This is a genomic window from Hominimerdicola alba, from assembly GCF_900109655.1.
GTDB lineage: Bacteria > Bacillota > Clostridia > Oscillospirales > Ruminococcaceae > Hominimerdicola > Hominimerdicola alba_B.
Genome location: NZ_FOAT01000003.1, coordinates 137,311 through 156,356, shown reverse-complemented (window position 1 = coordinate 156,356; position 19,046 = coordinate 137,311). Strand labels below are relative to the sequence as shown.

Annotated in this window: 14 protein-coding genes; 8 read left to right on the top strand and 6 right to left on the bottom strand. The window is 47.9% G+C overall.

What is annotated here, in order from left to right:
* The first annotated feature begins 63 nt into the window (after positions 1-63).
* The 5 genes from BMY75_RS04800 to BMY75_RS04780 all read left to right on the top strand — a co-directional run bounded on the left by BMY75_RS04800 (position 64) and on the right by BMY75_RS04780 (position 5,995).
* On the top strand, positions 64-1,230 hold the full coding sequence (locus BMY75_RS04800; RefSeq protein ID WP_074830535.1) for a cell division protein FtsQ/DivIB: 1,167 nt from the start codon (positions 64-66) through the stop codon (positions 1,228-1,230).
* Between the two features lie 195 nt (positions 1,231-1,425).
* Positions 1,426-2,613, top strand: coding sequence for a cell division protein FtsZ (ftsZ, locus tag BMY75_RS04795; RefSeq protein ID WP_074830532.1), 1,188 nt, complete (start codon positions 1,426-1,428; stop codon positions 2,611-2,613).
* Between the two features lie 340 nt (positions 2,614-2,953).
* The gene (locus tag BMY75_RS04790; protein ID WP_074830529.1) at positions 2,954-3,898 is read left to right on the top strand and encodes a coiled-coil domain-containing protein; all 945 of its coding nucleotides are present in this window, start codon (positions 2,954-2,956) and stop codon (positions 3,896-3,898) included.
* Positions 3,891-4,451 carry a FumA C-terminus/TtdB family hydratase beta subunit gene (locus tag BMY75_RS04785; RefSeq protein WP_074830526.1) on the top strand — a complete coding sequence of 187 codons (561 nt, stop codon included), beginning with the start codon at positions 3,891-3,893 and terminating at the stop codon, positions 4,449-4,451. The genes BMY75_RS04790 and BMY75_RS04785 overlap by 8 nt, the downstream gene beginning before the upstream one ends.
* A gap of 176 nt (positions 4,452-4,627) precedes the next feature.
* A complete protein-coding gene (locus tag BMY75_RS04780) occupies positions 4,628-5,995 on the top strand; it encodes a serpin family protein (protein WP_074830523.1) in 1,368 nt (455 codons plus the stop codon).
* Positions 5,996-6,362: 367 nt separating this feature from the next.
* On the opposite strand, the gene BMY75_RS04775 is transcribed toward BMY75_RS04780, so the two are convergent.
* Both BMY75_RS04775 and BMY75_RS04770 read right to left on the bottom strand, forming a co-directional pair.
* Positions 6,363-9,329, bottom strand: a complete 2,967-nt coding sequence (locus tag BMY75_RS04775; protein ID WP_074830520.1) for an ABC transporter permease — start codon at positions 9,327-9,329, stop codon at positions 6,363-6,365.
* 21 nt (positions 9,330-9,350) lie between these two features.
* Positions 9,351-10,418, bottom strand: a complete 1,068-nt coding sequence (locus BMY75_RS04770) for an efflux RND transporter periplasmic adaptor subunit (RefSeq protein ID WP_074830517.1) — start codon at positions 10,416-10,418, stop codon at positions 9,351-9,353.
* A 472-nt stretch (positions 10,419-10,890) separates the two neighbouring features.
* Here BMY75_RS04770 and BMY75_RS04765 point away from each other — a divergent pair, with 472 nt between their 5' ends.
* Positions 10,891-12,219 (top strand): SGNH/GDSL hydrolase family protein, encoded by a 1,329-nt coding sequence (locus BMY75_RS04765; RefSeq protein WP_074830514.1) that lies wholly within the window; start codon positions 10,891-10,893, stop codon positions 12,217-12,219.
* A gap of 46 nt (positions 12,220-12,265) precedes the next feature.
* Here the strand turns inward: BMY75_RS04765 and BMY75_RS04760 are convergent, their stop codons facing one another.
* The 4 genes from BMY75_RS04760 to BMY75_RS04745 form a co-directional block, all read right to left on the bottom strand.
* Positions 12,266-13,225, bottom strand: a complete 960-nt coding sequence (locus BMY75_RS04760; protein WP_074830512.1) for a D-2-hydroxyacid dehydrogenase — start codon at positions 13,223-13,225, stop codon at positions 12,266-12,268.
* A gap of 3 nt (positions 13,226-13,228) precedes the next feature.
* On the bottom strand, positions 13,229-13,585 hold the full coding sequence (locus tag BMY75_RS04755) for a hypothetical protein (RefSeq protein WP_074830509.1): 357 nt from the start codon (positions 13,583-13,585) through the stop codon (positions 13,229-13,231).
* A gap of 69 nt (positions 13,586-13,654) precedes the next feature.
* A complete protein-coding gene (locus BMY75_RS04750; RefSeq protein WP_074830507.1) occupies positions 13,655-14,284 on the bottom strand; it encodes a hypothetical protein in 630 nt (209 codons plus the stop codon).
* Positions 14,285-15,148, bottom strand: coding sequence for a PSP1 domain-containing protein (locus tag BMY75_RS04745; protein WP_074831082.1), 864 nt, complete (start codon positions 15,146-15,148; stop codon positions 14,285-14,287).
* 727 nt (positions 15,149-15,875) lie between these two features.
* Here BMY75_RS04745 and ptsP point away from each other — a divergent pair.
* Together ptsP and BMY75_RS04735 are read left to right on the top strand one after the other, a co-directional pair.
* The gene (ptsP, locus tag BMY75_RS04740; protein ID WP_074830504.1) at positions 15,876-17,549 is read left to right on the top strand and encodes a phosphoenolpyruvate--protein phosphotransferase; all 1,674 of its coding nucleotides are present in this window, start codon (positions 15,876-15,878) and stop codon (positions 17,547-17,549) included.
* 297 nt (positions 17,550-17,846) lie between these two features.
* A complete protein-coding gene (locus BMY75_RS04735) occupies positions 17,847-19,043 on the top strand; it encodes an Mbeg1-like protein (RefSeq protein ID WP_074830502.1) in 1,197 nt (398 codons plus the stop codon).
* Positions 19,044-19,046: the final 3 nt, after the last annotated feature.

The window sequence follows — 19,046 nt, the reverse complement described above, 5'->3', positions numbered from 1 at the left end:
TAAAATTTTGGGAACGGCATAAACGCGATATGCCGTAATTATCAGACAGAGGAAAGAAATAAAATGAGTGTTGATTTTGAAAATGAACCTGTGCCTGCGATGACGCCGAGAAGGGTCGGGCGCAAGCTTGACCTGCGTATGCTTTATGCGCTGGCGGCAGTCGCAGCGGCAGTGGTGGTACTTATTCTCTGCATGACGATATTTTTTAACGTCAGCAGTGTTGAGGTGAGGGGCGTTAGCCTTTATTCCGATGATCAGATCATAAACGTTGGCGGTATTTACGAAGATATGAATCTTGTCAGAACGGATACCGCAAGGGCTGAAAAGCGCCTGATGGATAATCTGGTCTACATAGACGAGGTGAAGGTGTCGAAGTCCTACCCTTCAACTGTGGTCATTGACTGCAAGGAAGCTGTAAAAGCGGCGGATATCGAGTTTGAGGGCGGATACTATGTGCTGAGTACTTCCGGCAGGATACTTGAAGCGAACAATCCTACACCTACAGGTGGTATACCGATAATTACGGGTTTCAAGTTCTATACCGCACAGGATCTTATCGACAAGGGCAATGAGCTCACTGATGAAGAGATATTTGCTTACCGTGCTGCGGGTGCAGAGCTTAGGTCGGAAGATAATTACAGCGACAAGATAATCAACGACCTTATTGCGGAACTTATCGAGCAGGGTTATGAAAACGTGAAGACTATTGATATATCTTCCCGCGCGAATATCATGCTGAATATTGACAACAGGCTGGATATCAAGCTGGGAAGCTCGGCAGATATCGGCTACAAGCTCAGCTATTTCAAGGCTGTGATGGGCAAGCTGGCTGATAACTACGAGGGCACCCTCATCTATAACGGTTCTGAGAACGGCGTTTCGGCTATACCAAAGGATAAGTACCTCGGCAAGCCCACATTCGCGAAAGACCCCGAAAAAACCGATGCGGACAGCAGTTCTTCTGAGGAAACAAATCCCGAAGACGGTAGTGTGAACGACACCGGTGACGACAGCAGTCAGGCTGAAAATAACGGCTTGGACAACGGCGGTCAGACGGACAACGGTTACGACGGCGGATATGATAACGGCGGCTGGACGGATAATACCTGGGACAACGGACAGTATTACGACAACGGAGGCTGGGCTGACAATAACTGGGATAACGGACAGTACTACGATAACGGCGGCGGTTATGACTATACCTACGATGGCGGAGGGTATGGTTGGTGATGTAATCAATTAATAAAAAATTAACCAATATAATGGCATTAAATTGTCAAAATCCTTTACAATTCGGGAAATTTGTGATATAGTATTAATGTATCTAATTATGTTCTTCGGGTCGTATCATATAAAGACAGAAGAAATATAAGGTTAATAATGACCCGTAAGGATATGTGAAAATATTTTGGGAGGATGTTTACTATGAGTTACGAATTTGTAGAAGAGCCCCTTGTTGGCGCAAGCATTAAAGTCATCGGCGTCGGCGGCGGCGGCGGAAACGCACTTAATGGCATTGCAGCGGCAGGTATCCAGGGCAATGTTGAGTACATAGCTGTAAATACCGATATACAGGCACTTAAAAAATCACAGGCAGACAGACAGATACAGATCGGCGCTAAGCTGACTCACGGTCTGGGTGCAGGTGCAAAGCCCGAGATCGGTGAGGCTTCCGCACAGGAGAGCCAGGACGAGATAGCTGAGGCTATCAAGGACGCTGATATGGTATTTATCACCGCAGGTATGGGCGGCGGTACCGGTACAGGTGCAGCTCCCGTAGTTGCTGAGATAGCTCAGAGCCTTGAAAAGCTGACTATAGCTGTTGTTACCAAGCCTTTCAAGTTCGAGGGCGTAAAGAAGATGCAGAGAGCTGAAAGCGGTATCGAGCAGCTGGTTAAGCACGTTGATGCTCTGATCGTTATACCCAACCAGAACCTCATCACCAGCGATATGAGACTGACCATGAAGCAGTCCTACCAGATCGCCGATGAAGTGCTGAAGACAGACGTTATCGCTATTGCTGAGATAATCACAAGACATGATGAGATAAACGTTGACTTCGCCGATGTTACAACCATCCTGAAGGGTGCGGGCAGAGCTCACATCGCTATCGGCCACGGCGAGGGCAAGGATAAGGTACAGGATATCGTTGATCAGGTTATCGCTTCCAAGATACTTGAGACTTCTATCAGAGGCGCTAGAAGACTGATCGTTAATGTTAATATGTCCGAAGATCTGCTTATCAGCGATATGGACGAGCTGACCGCAGCTATCGCAGATGCAGCTGATGACGGCGCAGAGATCATCTTCGGTAACGGTACAAATCCCGAGACCAAGGACTGCATGGACGTTACTGTTATCGCTGCTGACTTTGTTGACGGTATCCCTTCCGCTGCCAGCTATCAGGAAGCTGCTGCTCTTCAGCAGTCTCAGGTACAGGCTGTTCAGGCTGTACAGCAGGTATCTCCCGCTCCTACCGCTCAGACATTCTCTTTCCAGAGAACTGAGGAGGATAAGAAGGCTGACGCTGAGGCTATGTACAGAGCAGGCGTTAAGGCTGCAGACAAGACTGATATCTACGACGATATCTTCAACGTTTTCAAGAATAAGTGATCCATACTCAAAGACGAGTCAGTCGGCTCGTCTTTGCTTGACTGAATTTGTTCAGATGTTCTGAATTAAGTTCAGCAAAAACTACAATAAACTGAACCGGTTTTCATGCGCTCGGCGGCGGGTGAAAATTGCTTGATTTCTATAAATGTCGGCATAAATCGGACGGAAATATGCACAAAAACGACTGTGAATATTGTGTAGATTACTGAATTTTCATGTTTATGCTCAAATCGTCAAAATAAGTGGTTGAAATAATCTTTTATTTATAGTATAATAAAGTGGTATTAAGATTATTGATTATTATCTTTTAGCAAACATATATATTCAGGAGGGAATTAAAATGGCTAGTAATGGTTATTTGAGAACAGTAAGAGTCGGCGGCTTCGATAAGCAGGACGTTCTGCAGTATGTTGATGAGCTGACTTCTAAGATCTATCAGCTGGAGACTAAGGTCAAGGATCAGGAAGAGCAGATAGACCAGCTTGCTCAGGGCGGCAGCGACTCTAAGGGTGACGACGAGGCCAAGAAGGAACTCGAAGCTAAGGTAGAGGAAGCTAAGCAGAAGATAGCTGAGCTGATGGCATCTACTGATACCATGAAAGTCAGAATTGCCGACTATGAGCAGCAGATCGCTGATAAGGACGCAGAGCTCGAGGAGAAGAACGCCGAGATCGAGACACTGAAGGACAAGGTAGCAGAGGCAGAGCAGAAGGCTAGCCAGGCTGCTAACAGCGGTTCTCAGCAGGCATTCGATATGGGTCAGATCTTCGTACAGGCTCAGCAGACCGCAAATATGGCTATCGAGAAAGCAAGAGCAGACGCTAAGCAGATCACTGATGAGGCTGAAGCTCAGGCTAACCAGGCTATCGATGACGCTAACGCACAGGCTGAGGCTACTGTTACCAAGGCTAATGCAGAGGCTGAGCAGACCCTCAGCGCAGCTAAGGCAAGCGCAGAGGCTACCAAGGCTGAGGCTAAGAAAGAGGCAGATCAGGTTACAGGTGCTGCTTACTCCGAGGCTTCCAGAGTTAAGAAGGAAGCAGAGGCTGAGGCTGAAAGAGTTGTCAGCGAGGCTAAGGAGAAGGCTGCAGCTATCAAGAACGATACTGTTGAGATCAGAACAGCTGTTAAGGAGCAGTTCACAAACCTCAGCGACACAGTTCAGAAGCTGGTTACTTCCCTCAACGATCTGTACGGCAGCAGCATAGGTGCTGTTAATACCGCCAGAGATCTTATCGATGACGGTCTGGATATAGTTTCCGACGAAGAAGAAAATAATGGCTGATCTTAGAAAATTTCGCACCGAGGAGCTTAAAGCCAGAAGCGGAGAGCTCCGTTGCGGTGATAAGATACTGGTCACAGGCACTGTCTATACAGCCAGAGATGCGGCACATAAAAGGTTCGCGGCATTGCTCGATGAGGGCAAGGAGCTGCCGATACCCCTTGAGGGCGCTGTGATATACTACGCAGGCCCTACACCCGCACCCGAGGGCAGACCCATAGGTTCATGCGGACCTACTACTTCGGGAAGAATGGACAGGTTTGCACCGAGACTCCTTGATCTGGGTCTGGGCGGAATGATCGGTAAGGGCGAAAGATCGCAGGAGGTAAGAGATGCCGTTGTCAGGAACAAGGCTGTATACCTGTGTGCAGTAGGCGGTGCAGGTGCGCTGGCTTGCAACTGCATAAAGTCCTGTGAAGTTATCGCTTTTGAGGATCTTGGCTGTGAGTCCGTTAAAAAGCTCTATGTTGAGGATTTTCCTCTTATCGTGGCAGACGACTGCTACGGCGGAGATATTTTTTCCAGTGGCAGAGCTGAATACTGCAAAGCAGAATAATGATATATCGCGCGGCATCGGGAACGATCGCCGCGCTTTTTGTATAGTTGTACAAAATAGTGTTGGGAAGTTTGTACATTATCACACCAAAAATATCGGGGCGGCTGTACGTATATAAAGTGTAAGACAAAAGAAAGGCGACAACAAAGCGCCGAAAAAAACAGGAGGAAACAAAAATGAAAAACACATACTTAAAGAGAACTATATGTACTGCACTTGCAGGACTGATGATGGCGCTGACCGCCTGCGGAAACGTAACAGAGGATAGAGAATCCCCGGCATCGAAAAAGACCGAGCCTGATACAGCATCTTCAGTGGCAGAGCCCGATAACGGCGATAAGCCTGCCGAGTCTGAAATATCGCTGACAGTAAAGCCTTTGTCTTCGGTAACTCTTGAAAACAGCGATGAAATGCCCGACGACGATTTCAATGCTTCCTACCGCAATTACGCGGCTGAATTCTTCAAGACAGCCTGCGCAGAGGACATCAAGGCGGGCAACAATGTTATGATATCACCTGAGAGCGTTATGATGGCTCTTGGAATGACTGCCAACGGCGCAAAGGGTGAGACCCTTTCGGAGATGGAAAAAGCTCTTGGAGGTCAGGGTATCGACGTTGTGAACAAGGCTATGCAGTACCGCATGACAAAGTTCATGAACAGTGAAGACATAAGCTTCAATGTGGCGAATTCCGTATGGGTTCGTGATGATGCAGACCGTATCAAGATGAAGCAGTCTTTCTGCGACAAGGTAAAGTCGGTATACAACGCTGACAGCTTCCTTGCGCCCTTTGATGATACTACGTGCAATGATATAAACGGCTGGGTAAACAATAACACAAACGGGATGATACCAAACATTCTCGACGAGATACCATATGATGCGGTGGCATACCTTATAAATGCGATGGCATTTGAGGGCGAATGGGCTTCGCCTTATGCAGAACATCAGGTGAATGATGATCAGACTTTCACCAACAGCAAGGGCGAGGAAGAAAAGGTGACTATGCTGTACTCCGAGGAAGGCGGTTATTTCGAGGATGAGGACACAACGGGCTTCCTGAAATATTACAAGGGATATGATTACGCTTTCATGGCTATGCTGCCTGCTGAGGGTACTGACATGGCTGATTATGTGGCAGGTCTTGACGGCGAAAAGCTGAAGAATCTGTGGCAGACTTCCAGCGGAAAAGTAAATGCTTGCATACCCGAATTCACCTATGATTACGGCAAGGAACTCAGCGATGACCTGAAAGCCATGGGTATGACCATGCCTTTCGGTGATGGTGCTGATTTCTCTGAAATGGCTGAGACAGGCACAGGTTCGCTTTACATAGACAAAGTTATCCACAAGACCCATATTGAGCTTGACCGCAACGGCACAAAGGCTGCTGCTGCAACGGTAGTTGAAATGGTCGATGAGGCTTGTATTGAGATAGAGGATCCCAAGGAAGTATATCTGAACAGACCTTTTGTTTATGCGATAATCGACACCGAGAGCGGTACACCTGTTTTCATGGGTGCTGTAAATACTGTTAACGGCTGATAGACGGCATTGGAATATATTCTCCCTGATGATAGTTTTGCCCCGAAGCATTTTAGTGTGCTTCGGGGCATTGTATTTTTTATAAGAAATCGGGGTTTGATGGGGTAGTCAGATATCTGGTTTAGGCGCTAGTTTGCGAGTCTTCGCCCCTCGTTCCTCGGGTCGAGCTGTCGGATAACAGCGACTGCGTCGGCTGTGGCTTCGCTGTTTGACAGCGGGCGCGGCAATATTTTTACGGACATAGAAAGAGCGTGGACGTTTGATTGTCCACGCTCGGATTTTTGTAGCGGTGACTGCGTCGAACGTGTCCGCCCGAGGACCTTTTCGCGAAAAGCTCTCTTCCTTGGCAGTTTCCGTGAGGTTGCTTTTAGTCTTCTCCCAGCTTCAGCGCTTTGGAAATATTTATCCTGCCTATAAGTCTGCCGAGGACAAGGAAGCCTACCAGCAGCATAACTGCTATTACTGTATAAAGCTTAATATAATCTCCGCGCTGTGGTATCACCGCAAATTCGGGCACACGGCTGCTTACATCGAGTACACTCTGGAAAAGCGGTACAAAGAGTTCGCTTGTGATACCGCCTATGAATATCGCCGCAAGTATGGCTACCCCCGAAACAAGTATCTGCTCATACACTATCATGGATATTATCTCGCGGTACTTCATACCCATAGCCCGCAGTATGCCGAACTGCAAAGTTCTGCTTTTTATTGAAAGTATCCAGTATATGAGGAATCCGATTATGCACATTATCATAATGGTGATGAATCCCAATGTCAGCGCGCCGTTCATGCCCTGCAGCATGGGGTCGTTCTTTTTTGCTATGATATCCTGCTTGGTGGAAGTCATGCCAGTGGTACGGATATGGGCTTCTTCTACGGAATCATAGAACTCCTGCACCGATGCATCGTCATCAAGGTCTATCCATACCTGATAGGGCTCCATATTGGTCTGAACGTTGACGTAGTCGAAATTCATAACAGCGAAGTCCATGTAACTGCCGTCTTTTGCTTCGGCATAGGGGTCAAGGCTTGGCCAGTAGTCCACAAAGGCCAGCACCGTCACATCAAAGGGTTCATTAGCACCCCACTCGCATTCCACCGTATCACCAAGTTCAAGGCCGTAATCCTTGAAAGAGGATGAGAGTATCACACCCGGGGCGTACTCCGCAAGGGCTTCAAGGTAGTTGTTTATATGCGTCGGCAGAAGTCTCTGCTGGAAGTTTACCACCTCGGCGAACTTAGCAGGCTGGACTGTCATCAGGCGGACATTCCTGTCGATGTTCGAGGACTTTGTATTCATATCCTGGTCGAGAAGTTCCTCGCGCTTTTTCTCCGTGGATTTTTCAGCTTTGCGCTTTACTACGTTCATCTTGCTGCTTTTGATGGTAACGCCGTCCCGCCTGAATACCTTGGCGGCAGTTTTCACGCCTGTGAGTTTTTCAAACCTTTCAAAGAGAGGTTCGTTATAAGTCACAACAGTGGCGGTATCGTCGTCATCTTCGGATCCCGTAGTTTTTCCCGAACTGCTGCCGCCCATGTTCGCAGATCGTCCTGCATTTTTACGTGCGGCTTCGGTCTTGCTGGAATACCATTCCTCGGTAAGCACGATATCCGCGCCGTTTGCGTATTCAACTGTTTCTTCCGCATTGCGGTTCAGGGCTCGCGCCGTGTTGGCAAAGAACACGCCAAGAGATACCGTCAGCACAAGGAACAGCATGAGGAACCTTTCTCTTCCTGTTGCCGACCTGCCTATATTGTTCAGCGAAACATACTGGGCAGGCGACCAGAATCTTTTGCCCGCCCTGCCTATCAGCCTGATGAACAGGGGATATACCCTTATGAGGAAAAGCCCAAGACCCAGTATAAAAGCTGTGGAAGTCACAAACATCAGGGGGTTGATAGTAGCTGTTGTGTCCGTTACACCCAGTTCAAGCAGTTTCGCCTGAGTGCGTTTGTAGTAATACAGCCATGCAAATGAACCGCCTGCAAGTATCACATCAAGCCCGACTTTCTCCCAGAGTGCCAGCTTTTTCGCCTTGGCTTTTGACTGCTTGTGTTCAACGATGGTAGTCCTTGTTGCGGGGATTATGGGCACAAGGGTAGTCAAGAAGAAGACCAGCACTGCCGCCGCCGCATACAGAAATGCTTCGGGAGTTAGTTTCACAGGCATGGCGCGGCGGTTAACAAATTCAAGGAAACCGTTAGAAGCGCCAAGTATCCTGCAAAGCCCCAGACCCGCGAAAGGTCCTGCAATGGCGGTGATAATGCCCAGCACCATTGATTCCAGAGCGTATATCCCCAGCACCTGACGGTTGCTGGCACCTCGGCTTTTGAACACCGCTATCTCGTTCTTTTCCTGCTCGATATTCAGCTTTGATACCATGAACAGGTAGAAGATTATCATGAGTATCACAGGTATCTGCAGCAGCCACAAAAGCAGTGTCAGCTGATTTGAACGCTTAGCGTAATCGGTTAGGATATCCTTTGCGGGTATCGCGAAGCCGATGCTGTTTTTCTTGAAAGTCTCTTTCTGGGCGTTGTATTTGCTGTTGATGGTCTTTAATCCCGCGATGTCAAGCTTGGTATAGTCGATGAAATAGTTGTAGTTGACCTTGGCGATATTTATGGCACCTGTTGGTATCATCTCGTTAAGCATGGTATCGTAGTCGGTGAAAACTGCGGCAGTATAAGCTTCGTCTATGCCCTCAGCCCAGAACGGGTCGTTCTCGTCCGCTACATCGATAAGCCCAACTATCTCTATCTTCACAGAACCCAGGTCGTCCATGACATTCGCTATCTCATAAACGGTATCAAGGGCGAGACCGTTGGTCTTCAGGGATTTTTCCGTAGCCATGCACTCGAACACGCCGTCTGAGCGCCTGCCTTTTTCCATCATTCTTCCCGAAACAGCGGTGGAATGTTCGCATATATCCGACATACCCCCAAGGGTCAGTCTTGCAGGTTCTCCACTGTTCTCCAGTGAGAATGACTTGCAGTAAAGGTATGAGTCCTGTATCACCTTTTTGCTGCCCGCGCAGGGCAGGTCAAGTTCGGCAAACTGCTTGTCTGTCAGGGAGGTATATTCTTCCAGCGTCTGTAACTGCGCATCGGTCTTCATGCCGCTTTTAAAAACGCGGGAGGTGTTGTAAGACCCGGGATATATCATATACTCTTCCTGAAAAGCTTCCATATCCTTTATCAGCATACGCTGAAGAGAAGCGTTCATATATATAGGTATGGTACTCATCATGGCAGAGGCTATAATAAAGCCTATCAGCAGACAGAAGACCATCCATTTCGTATTTCGCATCTTGCGAAGCAGAAGTGTAAACATCAGGTTATTGCTCCTCGCTTTTTATTTAAGCACCAGTTCATCGCCCTCTTCAATGCCTGAGATTATCTCGGACTGAGAGCCTGTTGACAGACCTACCTCCACGGGTACAGCCACCTTTTCGCCGTTTTTCAGCACGTATACCACCTTTTCGCCGTCCACCTTTTTGATGAGGTTGTTGGATATGACAATGGCATTCTCCGCCTTATCCAGCACGAGTATGACATCTGCCAGCTGACCCAGCGCATCAGGTGGGATATCTCCATCAAAGCGGACGTAGATATAATCCGATTCGTAGCTGATGCCTGTCTTGTCCTCTTTATCGTGGCTGGCTTTTACTTCTTCCTGATATTCCGCAAGGGCAGAGGGGTTCATGAAAACAACGCCGTCGTAGTAATTCTCATTTATGCGTATCTGCACCTTTGTGTCGATATCGAATTTGGTCATATCCTCGGGCTTTACTGCGATATACAGCGCAGTTGTGTCGATAACAGTGGCAACTGTCTGCCCCGAACTTACAGTGTCTCCCTCTCGTACATCGGCAAGCTGAGATACCACGCCGTCAATGGGGGAGCGCAGTACAGCGCCCTCTTTTTTCGTGCGGAGCTTGTTAAGCTCACGCTCTATCAGCTGTACATCAACATAAGCCGAATCTATCTGCGCCTGAGTTCCGCCGTTTTCCCAGATCATATCCACATTCAGCTTGGCTTTTTGCAGATATAGCTCCTTTTCGGCTATCTGGTCGTCAAGGTCGGAGGTATCTATCTCGCAGATGGGGTCGTCCTTTTTCACTTTATCACCTGCACGGACATTGAATTCAAGTATGACACCGCTCTGCTTTTCATAGCTGAGGTCGTACTGTCTTTCCGCGGTTACGGTACCCGTGCTGACTATCTTTTTCTCGATATCCTTGCGCTTTGCCGTGACCGTGGTGTAGCTGACCTCGCTGGCTTTTACCGCAGGGGGTATAGCCGCTTCCTCCTCATCTGGCAGAAGATAACAGCCCGATGTCATAAAAACCGCCGCCGTGCACATCAGCGCGGGCAAAGTGCGGCAGAATATCCTTTTTATATTTACAAGACCATTCATCATGTGTTCCTCCGAAAGTCTTTATATGTCATTTACTATAAATAGTCGCATAACAATTATTGCATACTACCTAATTATAACATTTTTGGGAAATTTATGCTATATGCAACAGGACAAAATTAAACTGATATTTTCAGCACTATGCACAAGGCGGTTATATGATATTCGCATATCTTGAATGATGAAACTTACAGCTGTCGGCGGGGGATGCAGGCGGGTCTGTTTGGAAAACAGGGCAGGGGAACGGAAGAAAAATATAAGAAAATTAATCTCGGAATATCTTTACTTTTGCAAAATTGTGTGCTATAATACAAGTATCAGAGGGATAGCCGGAAACGGCATGAAAGGATATTATCGTAAACGACATATATTTCAGGACATTCATCGCTCACAGCCACAAAAATCACAGCGTCTGCGAGCGATGAATGTAGAAATCAATATGTCGTTTACTATAAAATATGAAAGGAAAGATCATATGAAAAAGAAACTTGCACTCATTCTTTCGCTGATGGTCTGCGGGGCGGCTTTTGCAGGCTGTGGCGGGGGTTCTTCTAAGGTCGATTCCAAAACGACAGAAAACACCTCCAAGGCAGATACTTCCGCAAGCGGAGATACCTCGACCGATGAACCCGCCGAAAAATCAGCTTCGGAGAAACTTCTGGCTGAGTACCCAGTAAACGATGGCGCTTACGATTTCACACAGGGCGCTACCGAGAATATGCTGGCAAGATCACTGCTGAACCGCGGGGATACTTCACGCCTTGCGGCAAAGATACAGCGTGCGGTCGATGACCCCAAGGCAGTAACAAACATCTGCTATCTCGGCGATTCCATAACCGCAGGGTCGGGAGCTTCGGGCTCGGCAAAGCAGTACACGAACCTCATCACCGCATGGTGGGAGGAAAACCTCAGCCTGTACGTGCTGGGTACTAATGCGGGCATAGGCGCAACGGATTCATACCTCGCCGTGCACAGGGCTTACCGCGATGTCCCACAAGATTCGGATATCATTTTTATAGAATTTATCAACGATCAGGATAACGAACTTTATCAGGCGACCATGGACAGCCTTGTAAGGTACTGTCTTGCCCTTGAAAATCAGCCCGCGGTCATTCTTATTGAGCCTTCCACCGAGGGCGGCGGTTCTCCGCAGGGTTCTCACCTGAAAGTCGCTGAGACCTATGATCTGCCAATGATATCTTATCACGATGCAATAATTCCCGAGATAGATGCGGGCAATTTCCAGTGGAAAGATACTTCAAACGACAATGTTCACCCCAACGATGCGGGTCACGCTGTAATGGCACAGTGCGTGCTGAACCTCTTTGATCAGGTGAAGGGCGACCTTGAAAACGAAAGCAAGGAAGTTACTACCTTTGACCCTGCGGCAGTAGTATCCCCCACAGGTGACAGATTCGCAGGGGCTACTCTTGGTTCAGCCGATACCCCCGAGCTGGTAGAAGTGGTCGATGAGGGAACTTTCACTGAAAAAGCGCAGTTCGGCAGCTTCAACGGCGGCTGGGGCTCAAAGACAGGCGGTTCGGCTGTTTTCAAGATAAAGTGTAAGAATCTGGGTATACTCTATAATAAAAATGTCAACGGTACTTTTGGTTCGATCGCTGTAAAGGTTGACGACAATGCGGCAGTCATCGTTGACGGAGATTTTTCCGGGGGCTGGGGCAGTTATCCAAAGTCTGATGAGATATTCTCTTCAGATGAAACAGCGGAGCATACTGTCACAGTAGAATTTATCAACGGTGATACCAACCCTGATTTTGAGATACTTAATTGGCTGATAAGCTGAATTAAAACACCCCGAAGCGGTTCTCTATCGCTTCGGGGTGATAATTTTATTTACCATTTACCACATTCTGTGGTTCGCCGTTTATCCATGCTTTCAGGTTTGCGGATACTACTTCAAGCAGACGTATCCTTGTCTGTTTGGGTGCCCATGCGATATGGGGAGTTATTGTCGCGTTCTTTGCGTTTCTCAAAGGACAATCCTCGCGCATAGGTTCAAAGGTCAGGGCATCTATTCCTGCGCCTGCGATGACTTCGTTATTAAGCGCATCTGCAAGGTCATGCTCGTTGACGACTCCGCCTCTTGCTGTATTGACAAAATACGCGGTGGGCTTCATTTTTTCAAGAGCTTCTTTGTTTATCATTTCCTTGGTCTGCTCGTTCAGCGGACAGTGCATAGTAACTACATCGCTTGTTCTGAGCAGTTCATCAAGGCTGACAGCCTTTGCGCCCTCGCCCACTTTTTCGGGAGAGCGTGTATAGGTCACAACTTCCATGCCGAAAACTCTTGCTATCTCAGCCACGCGCCTGCCTATGCTGCCGTAGCCGATAATGCCTATCCTCATGCCTTTCAGCTCGTAGGTAGGTATATAGAAGTAGGTGAACAGCTTGTAGTTCACCCAGTCGCCGTTATCCACGGTATCGGCATAGGCTCTTATTTTATTGAAGTGATTGAGTATCAGCGCGAAGGTATGCTGTGCCACCGAATCCGTAGAATATGCGGGCACGTTGCACACGGAAGCGCCGTGCTTATCGGCGGCTTTGAGGTCAACGTTATTGTAGCCCGTGGCGAAAAGTCCCACATATTTAAGGTTGGGGCATTTGCTGAATACCTCTTCGGTGATAAGGCACTTATTGCATATCACTGCATCGGCATCGCCTATCTTATCAGCTACTTCATCGTTGGGGGTGAAGCCGTAGACCTCGCTTTCGCCAAGGGAGGTTATGCCATCAAGGCTCACATCTCCGCCGCGGGAAACTGTTTCGCTGTCAAGGATAACTATTTTCATATATCAGTCCTCAAAAGCGTTATCAACAGCGTCGCCGTTCTGCTTGGGGGCTTTTTTCTTTTCCTTTTCGGCAGCTTTCTGATCTCTGCTGTACTTTATTGAGAAAACAGCAGCGCCCAGCAGCAGTACTACCTCTGCGATGAACAGGAAAGTCAGGGCAGGCTTGGAAGTATTTATCTGGGTGATAAAAGTTAGGTCGCAGGCAAGCAGCAGCAGCAGATGCTGTATAGTCTTCTGCTTAATAAGGTATATACCATATACTATGGTAGCTGCGATGCAGAATCCCAGATGCATGGCAAAAGGGAAGGGTGTGAACACGTTCTGTGTTGCGGTTGTGGTCTCCGTTAATGACATCAACATTTCAAACATCTCCGTTTTCTAATTTTTTCTGAGTTCTACTCAGTATCTTTTGTTACTGTTGTTTTTCTTTCAGATCTTTCTGAGTTCGTCGCTGTAGCCTGCCTCGTTCATCTGCTGAACTGTTGCGGCTATATGGGCATCGCTGAGGAAGAGGGGTTTTTCATCGAATATCTTATCGCGGTAGTCATCGGCTACATATGCCGCGTACTTTGTGATAAGTTCTGCGGAACAGCCTGCTATATCCACAGGTGTGCCCTGCTTCACAAGCTTTGTGCACTCAGCATATTCCCCGCTTTTTACTGCAAGGCTGTTGAAGCGGTAAAGCTCCTGCCATTTCTGCTTTGTCATATCGTCATAGCCGTAGCCCAGTGTGCCGAGAAACTCGAATATCTTGGGCTGAACAGCTTCGTCCCAGGCTATATCAGACCAGCAGTGGAAAAGGTATCCGCGGAGGAAGTCTTTATTTTCAGCGAACTTTTCGGCGTTATCCGCGGCGAAAGCTTTAAGCTTTGCTTTCCATACATCGTAATCCTTATCGCGGATATGAGCCGTATATCTGACTTCCTCGCTTGCCTGCTCCTGACCGTAGTTCACGCAGTCGGGGGCGATGGCGCCCACCAGGAAATCTGCCTTATTTTTTACATTAAGACTGTCTGCCATTCTGTATGCCAGCAGCAGATGCACGGGTGATGACGGCATTTACTTACCCTCCAGTCCTTTAAGAGCCTTGAGCTCGTTCTTATCGATCTTGATATTGCCGTCCTTGAGGACTTCAACGTCTTCCTTCTTGACGGTGATGACGTTATCGGAGCGGTCTATCTTTACTCTCAGCTTGCCTGTCAGCAGATTGACTTCCTGAACAACGCCCTTGCCGTCGGTGGTCTTGACTATCGCGCCCACCTTGGGGGTATGTTTCAGCAGATCTTCGTAGCTGTCCTGCTCGTATTTAAGGCAGCACATAAGTCTGCCGCAGCAGCCGCTGATCTTGGTGGGGTTAAGGCTGAGTCCCTGCTCTTTTGCCATTTTAATGGAAACGGGCTGGAAATCACCTAAGAATCTTGAACAGCAGAATGGCTGTCCGCAGATGCCCAGACCGCCGAGCATTTTAGCTTCGTCACGCACGCCTATCTGTCTGAGCTCTATCCTTGTTCTGAAAACGCTTGCCAGATCTTTTACCAGCTCTCTGAAGTCAACTCTGTTTTCAGCGGTAAAATAGAAAAGCATTTTATTGTTGCTGAAAGTACATTCAACATCAATGAGATCCATATTCAGTTTATGGGCTTCGATCTTCTGTTTGCATATCTCAAAGGCTTCCTGCTCTCTCTGCTTATTGCGTTCTATCGTTTTGAGATCGCGTTCGTCAGCCTTTTTGATTATTGGCTTTATTGGGTTCTTGAAGCTTGTTTCATCTATCTCTCTGTCGGTCATAACGACCTCGCCGCATTCAACACCGCGGGAAGTTTCAACAATGACCTTATCACCGTTTTTCAGTTCGGTATCGCCCGGGTCGAAATAATATATTTTGCCAACGCTTTTGAAGCGCACACCGATTATCTTGAGCATATGTTTTCCTTTCTGTTTCAGCTTTTGATGAGCCAAACATACAAGCTCACCGTACATACTTTATTATTATAGCACATATCTCCCCAAAAGTAAAGAGATAGGGAAAATAAAAGTTATGTTATCCGCACACCAAAAAGTCTGACATCAGATACTGCCGGTCGGTACAGTATGACACGTGCCCTATGTGCCGTAGTCACAGACGGGCGCAGCCTGCCATCGTGCGTACCTAAACCATATATAGATGTTCCGTTTGCTTTTTGCGGGGGAGCTGTGCGAAAAACCTCTTTCACTATCAGTAAAAACAGCGGAAAAGTTGTACGTTTTTGTACAACTCTTGCAGAAATATGTCCGAGTAAAAAGAAAAAACATTTGTTTGCACAATATCAGAGTTGGCTTCATGTGCAGGGTGTACAAAAGGGGCGGGGTGGATAATATGGAAGATCATCGGGAAAACGGGAGCAGTCACGGGGTGTTAATTTAGTGTAATTTAGAGTGAGAGCATATCTATCAGGGGCGAATCTACCTCTTTTGCTGTTGGATATGGAAAAATATCCCATATAAAATTGTTTAAAACAAACAAAATTATAGTTTGATAATATTTTAAAATGACAAAAAGTGTGTCGCAAATGTAAACAAATCAAATCAGCCTTTTTAACCATGAGTGAATGTGTTATAATTAAGATGTAGAGTTATGACCTGTTTAACACATTGAACGGAGGTGAACTGCATGGTCACACTGCGAGGTAGATCTGTATACCGTGGTATCGCGAGAGGCATCATCAGCTTTTATCAGCGTGACCAAGTCAGCGTTACCAAGATAAAAATAAACGATCCCGAAAAAGAATGGGACAGATATATGAACGCCAAGGAGGGCGCTGTTGAAGAACTGCGTATCCTGCGTGCAAAGACTGCCGAGGAGATCGGTGAGACCGATGCGGCGATTTTCTATATACACGAGCTTATACTCAGCGACAGCCAGTACGAGCGTGGTGTGCGAGGTCTGATATTCGATGAAAGGCTGAACGCCGAATATGCGGTGGCTAAGACTTCCCAGATACTGGCTGATCTTATGCGTCAGGGCGATTCGGAGTATATCCGCGAGAGAAGCGCCGATGTTTATGATGCTTCGGAGAGGATAATAAGGCAATTACAGAATCTGTCAGCTAAGGAATTCGTGCTGGACGACATATCCATAATATGTGCGGAAGATCTTCTGCCCAGTGAGACGGCGACCCTTGACAAGACGAAAGTTGCGGCTTTCTGCACCATGGGCGGTTCGATAAATTCACATACTGCCATACTGGCAAGGACTATGAACATACCTGCGCTGATAGGTCTGGGCGATGTGAAGCTTGAAGATTTCGACGGACGGTTCGCGATAGTTGACGGCTATGACGGAGTTATCTACATCGAGCCCGACAACGAGACCCAGATGAAGCTGGCAAGGCGCGAGGAAGAGGAAGAGCGAAAGAGCGAGCTTCTTCAGAGGCTGAAGGGCAGGAAGAACGTCACCCGCGACGGCAGAGAGATAGAGGTATATGCCAACATCGGCGGTCTTGGGGATCTGGAATCTGCCATTGAGAACGATGCGGGTGGCATAGGTCTGCTGAGGTCGGAGTTCCTGTATCTGCAGAGGGATAGTTTTCCCGATGAGGAGGAGCTGTTCTACAATTACCGCAGAGTTGTTGAGGACATGAAAGGCAAGCGTGTTGTTATACGCACGCTGGATATCGGTGCGGACAAGACGGCTGACTATTTCTGTCTTGACAAGGAAGAGAATCCTGCTCTTGGAATGAGGGCGGTAAGGCTTTGTCTTCGCAGACAGGACATATTCAAGACACAGCTTAGGGCGCTGCTGAGGGCTTCGGCTTACGGCAAGCTTTCGATACTCATACCCATGATAATAGATGTAGACGAGGTCTTCCGCGTAAAGGACATCATGCACAAGGTAAAGGACGAGCTTCTGAGCAAGCACATACCTTTCGGCAACGATGTTGAGCTTGGTGTAATGATAGAGACTCCCGCGGCAGTGATGATAAGCGATCTTCTGGCGCGTGAGGTAGACTTTTTCAGCATAGGCACCAATGATCTTGAACAGTACACTTTGGCGATAGACAGGCAGAACCCCAACTACGAAAATGTTGTTCCGCCGAATCATCTGGCGGTGCTGAGAATGATAAAGCTTGTTGTTGACAACGCTCACAGCAAGGGCATAAAGGTATGTCTTTGCGGCGAGATGGGTGCTGACCTTTCGCTGACGGAGATACTATTGGATATGCAGCTGGATTCACTTTCCGTTGCGCCTCCGCAGATACTTCCCGTAAGGCGAATGATACGCAGTCTGAATCTCAGCGACAGGCGTCAGGTACACAGCAATATACAGAGGGTGCTGCATTACTGATTGCTGTGCTGACTTATATAAAAGGAATAAGCCATAGTATTTCCGGCGCGTGGTCGGATGTGCTATGGCTTTTTTTGATGACCGCCCGCTTTGATTAGCGGCATAATATGTTTAGTGCGCAGTTTTTTGCCGCGAAATTGGCTAATATTGACTGCACCGAACTTGTCCTGCCTAGGATCTTTTCGCGAAAACCCTGATCAAAAGCTATCTTTCTTACCGTTTTACGCGATTTTTGCTGTACATAATATCTTTACATTTTTATAAATATATGTTATAATATCAGCGGAGGAGATGGGTATGGCTAACATTCTTGATTATCTGGATTGGCGGGGCGATCTGCCATTTTCGGTATCGCCGTTCAATGCGGTGGACGCGCTGATACTTGCTGAACTGAGTTATTTTCCTGCTGAGGGGATAGTTCCCGAGGGTATGGACAAAACAGTCACAGTAGCTGAACTGAGGGACTGCTTCGATGGCAAAAAAGTTCCGCACGAGCTTAGGATAATCAGCTACGAGCAGGATATCGAGCTGGTGAACAAGCTGGCGGAATCACGCAGATTTGATGGTATGCGCTTATGCGGTTACGTGAATGATGTCGATCCTTCGCGGGACTTACAGTTTGCGGCGCTGACCTGCATTTTCGACAACTTTACCTTTGTGGCTTTCCGCGGCACGGACAGCACTCTGGCGGGGTGGAAAGAAGACCTGAATTTCAGCTTTATGCACGAAACGGCTTCGCAAAGCATGGCGGTGAAGTACCTGAGCGAGAATTTTTCGGAGGGCAAGGAGGTACTTGTTCTCGGGGGACATTCTAAGGGCGGAAATCTGGCGATATACGCGACGGCGTTCTGCGACAAGAGCATCAGGAAAAGAGTGCGGGCGATATTCGCATTTGACAGCCCGGGCTTCAATGAGGAAGTTGCGGCATCTAAGGAATATCTGGCTGTGACATCAAGGGTCATAAGCGTGATACCTCAGTCATCACTGGTGGGACAACTGCTTTCGGGACGGACACAAAACAGGATAGTTAAGAGCAGTGCCAGCGGATTGGCACAGCATATCGCCTACTCGTGGCAGGTAACGCGCTGCGGGTTTGATTATGCTGAGGAGCTTTCAAAGCTGGGTGTATTCGTCAACAAGACGATGACGGGCTGGATATCCTCACTGGACGAGAGTGACAGACACACTTTTGTGGATGCTGTATTCTCGGTGCTTGAGGCGGCTGAGGGTGAGACTTTCAACGAGCTGGGCAGCAACAAGAGGAAATCTTTGACGGCGATACTAAAAGCACTGAAAAGGCTTCCTCCCGAACAGCGAAGCGCTGCGAAAAAGGCGCTTTCACAGCTTGCATCTTACGGCAAGAAAGCTTTCATATCGGGGCTTGAAGAGGGTCTGGCGGACAAGGAACTGCCTAAGCTGCCAAACCCTGCAAAGAGTGCGGGAAAGCTTCTGACAACGCTGAAAAATTCCGAAGTGCAAGGCGATGGACAGTAAAGG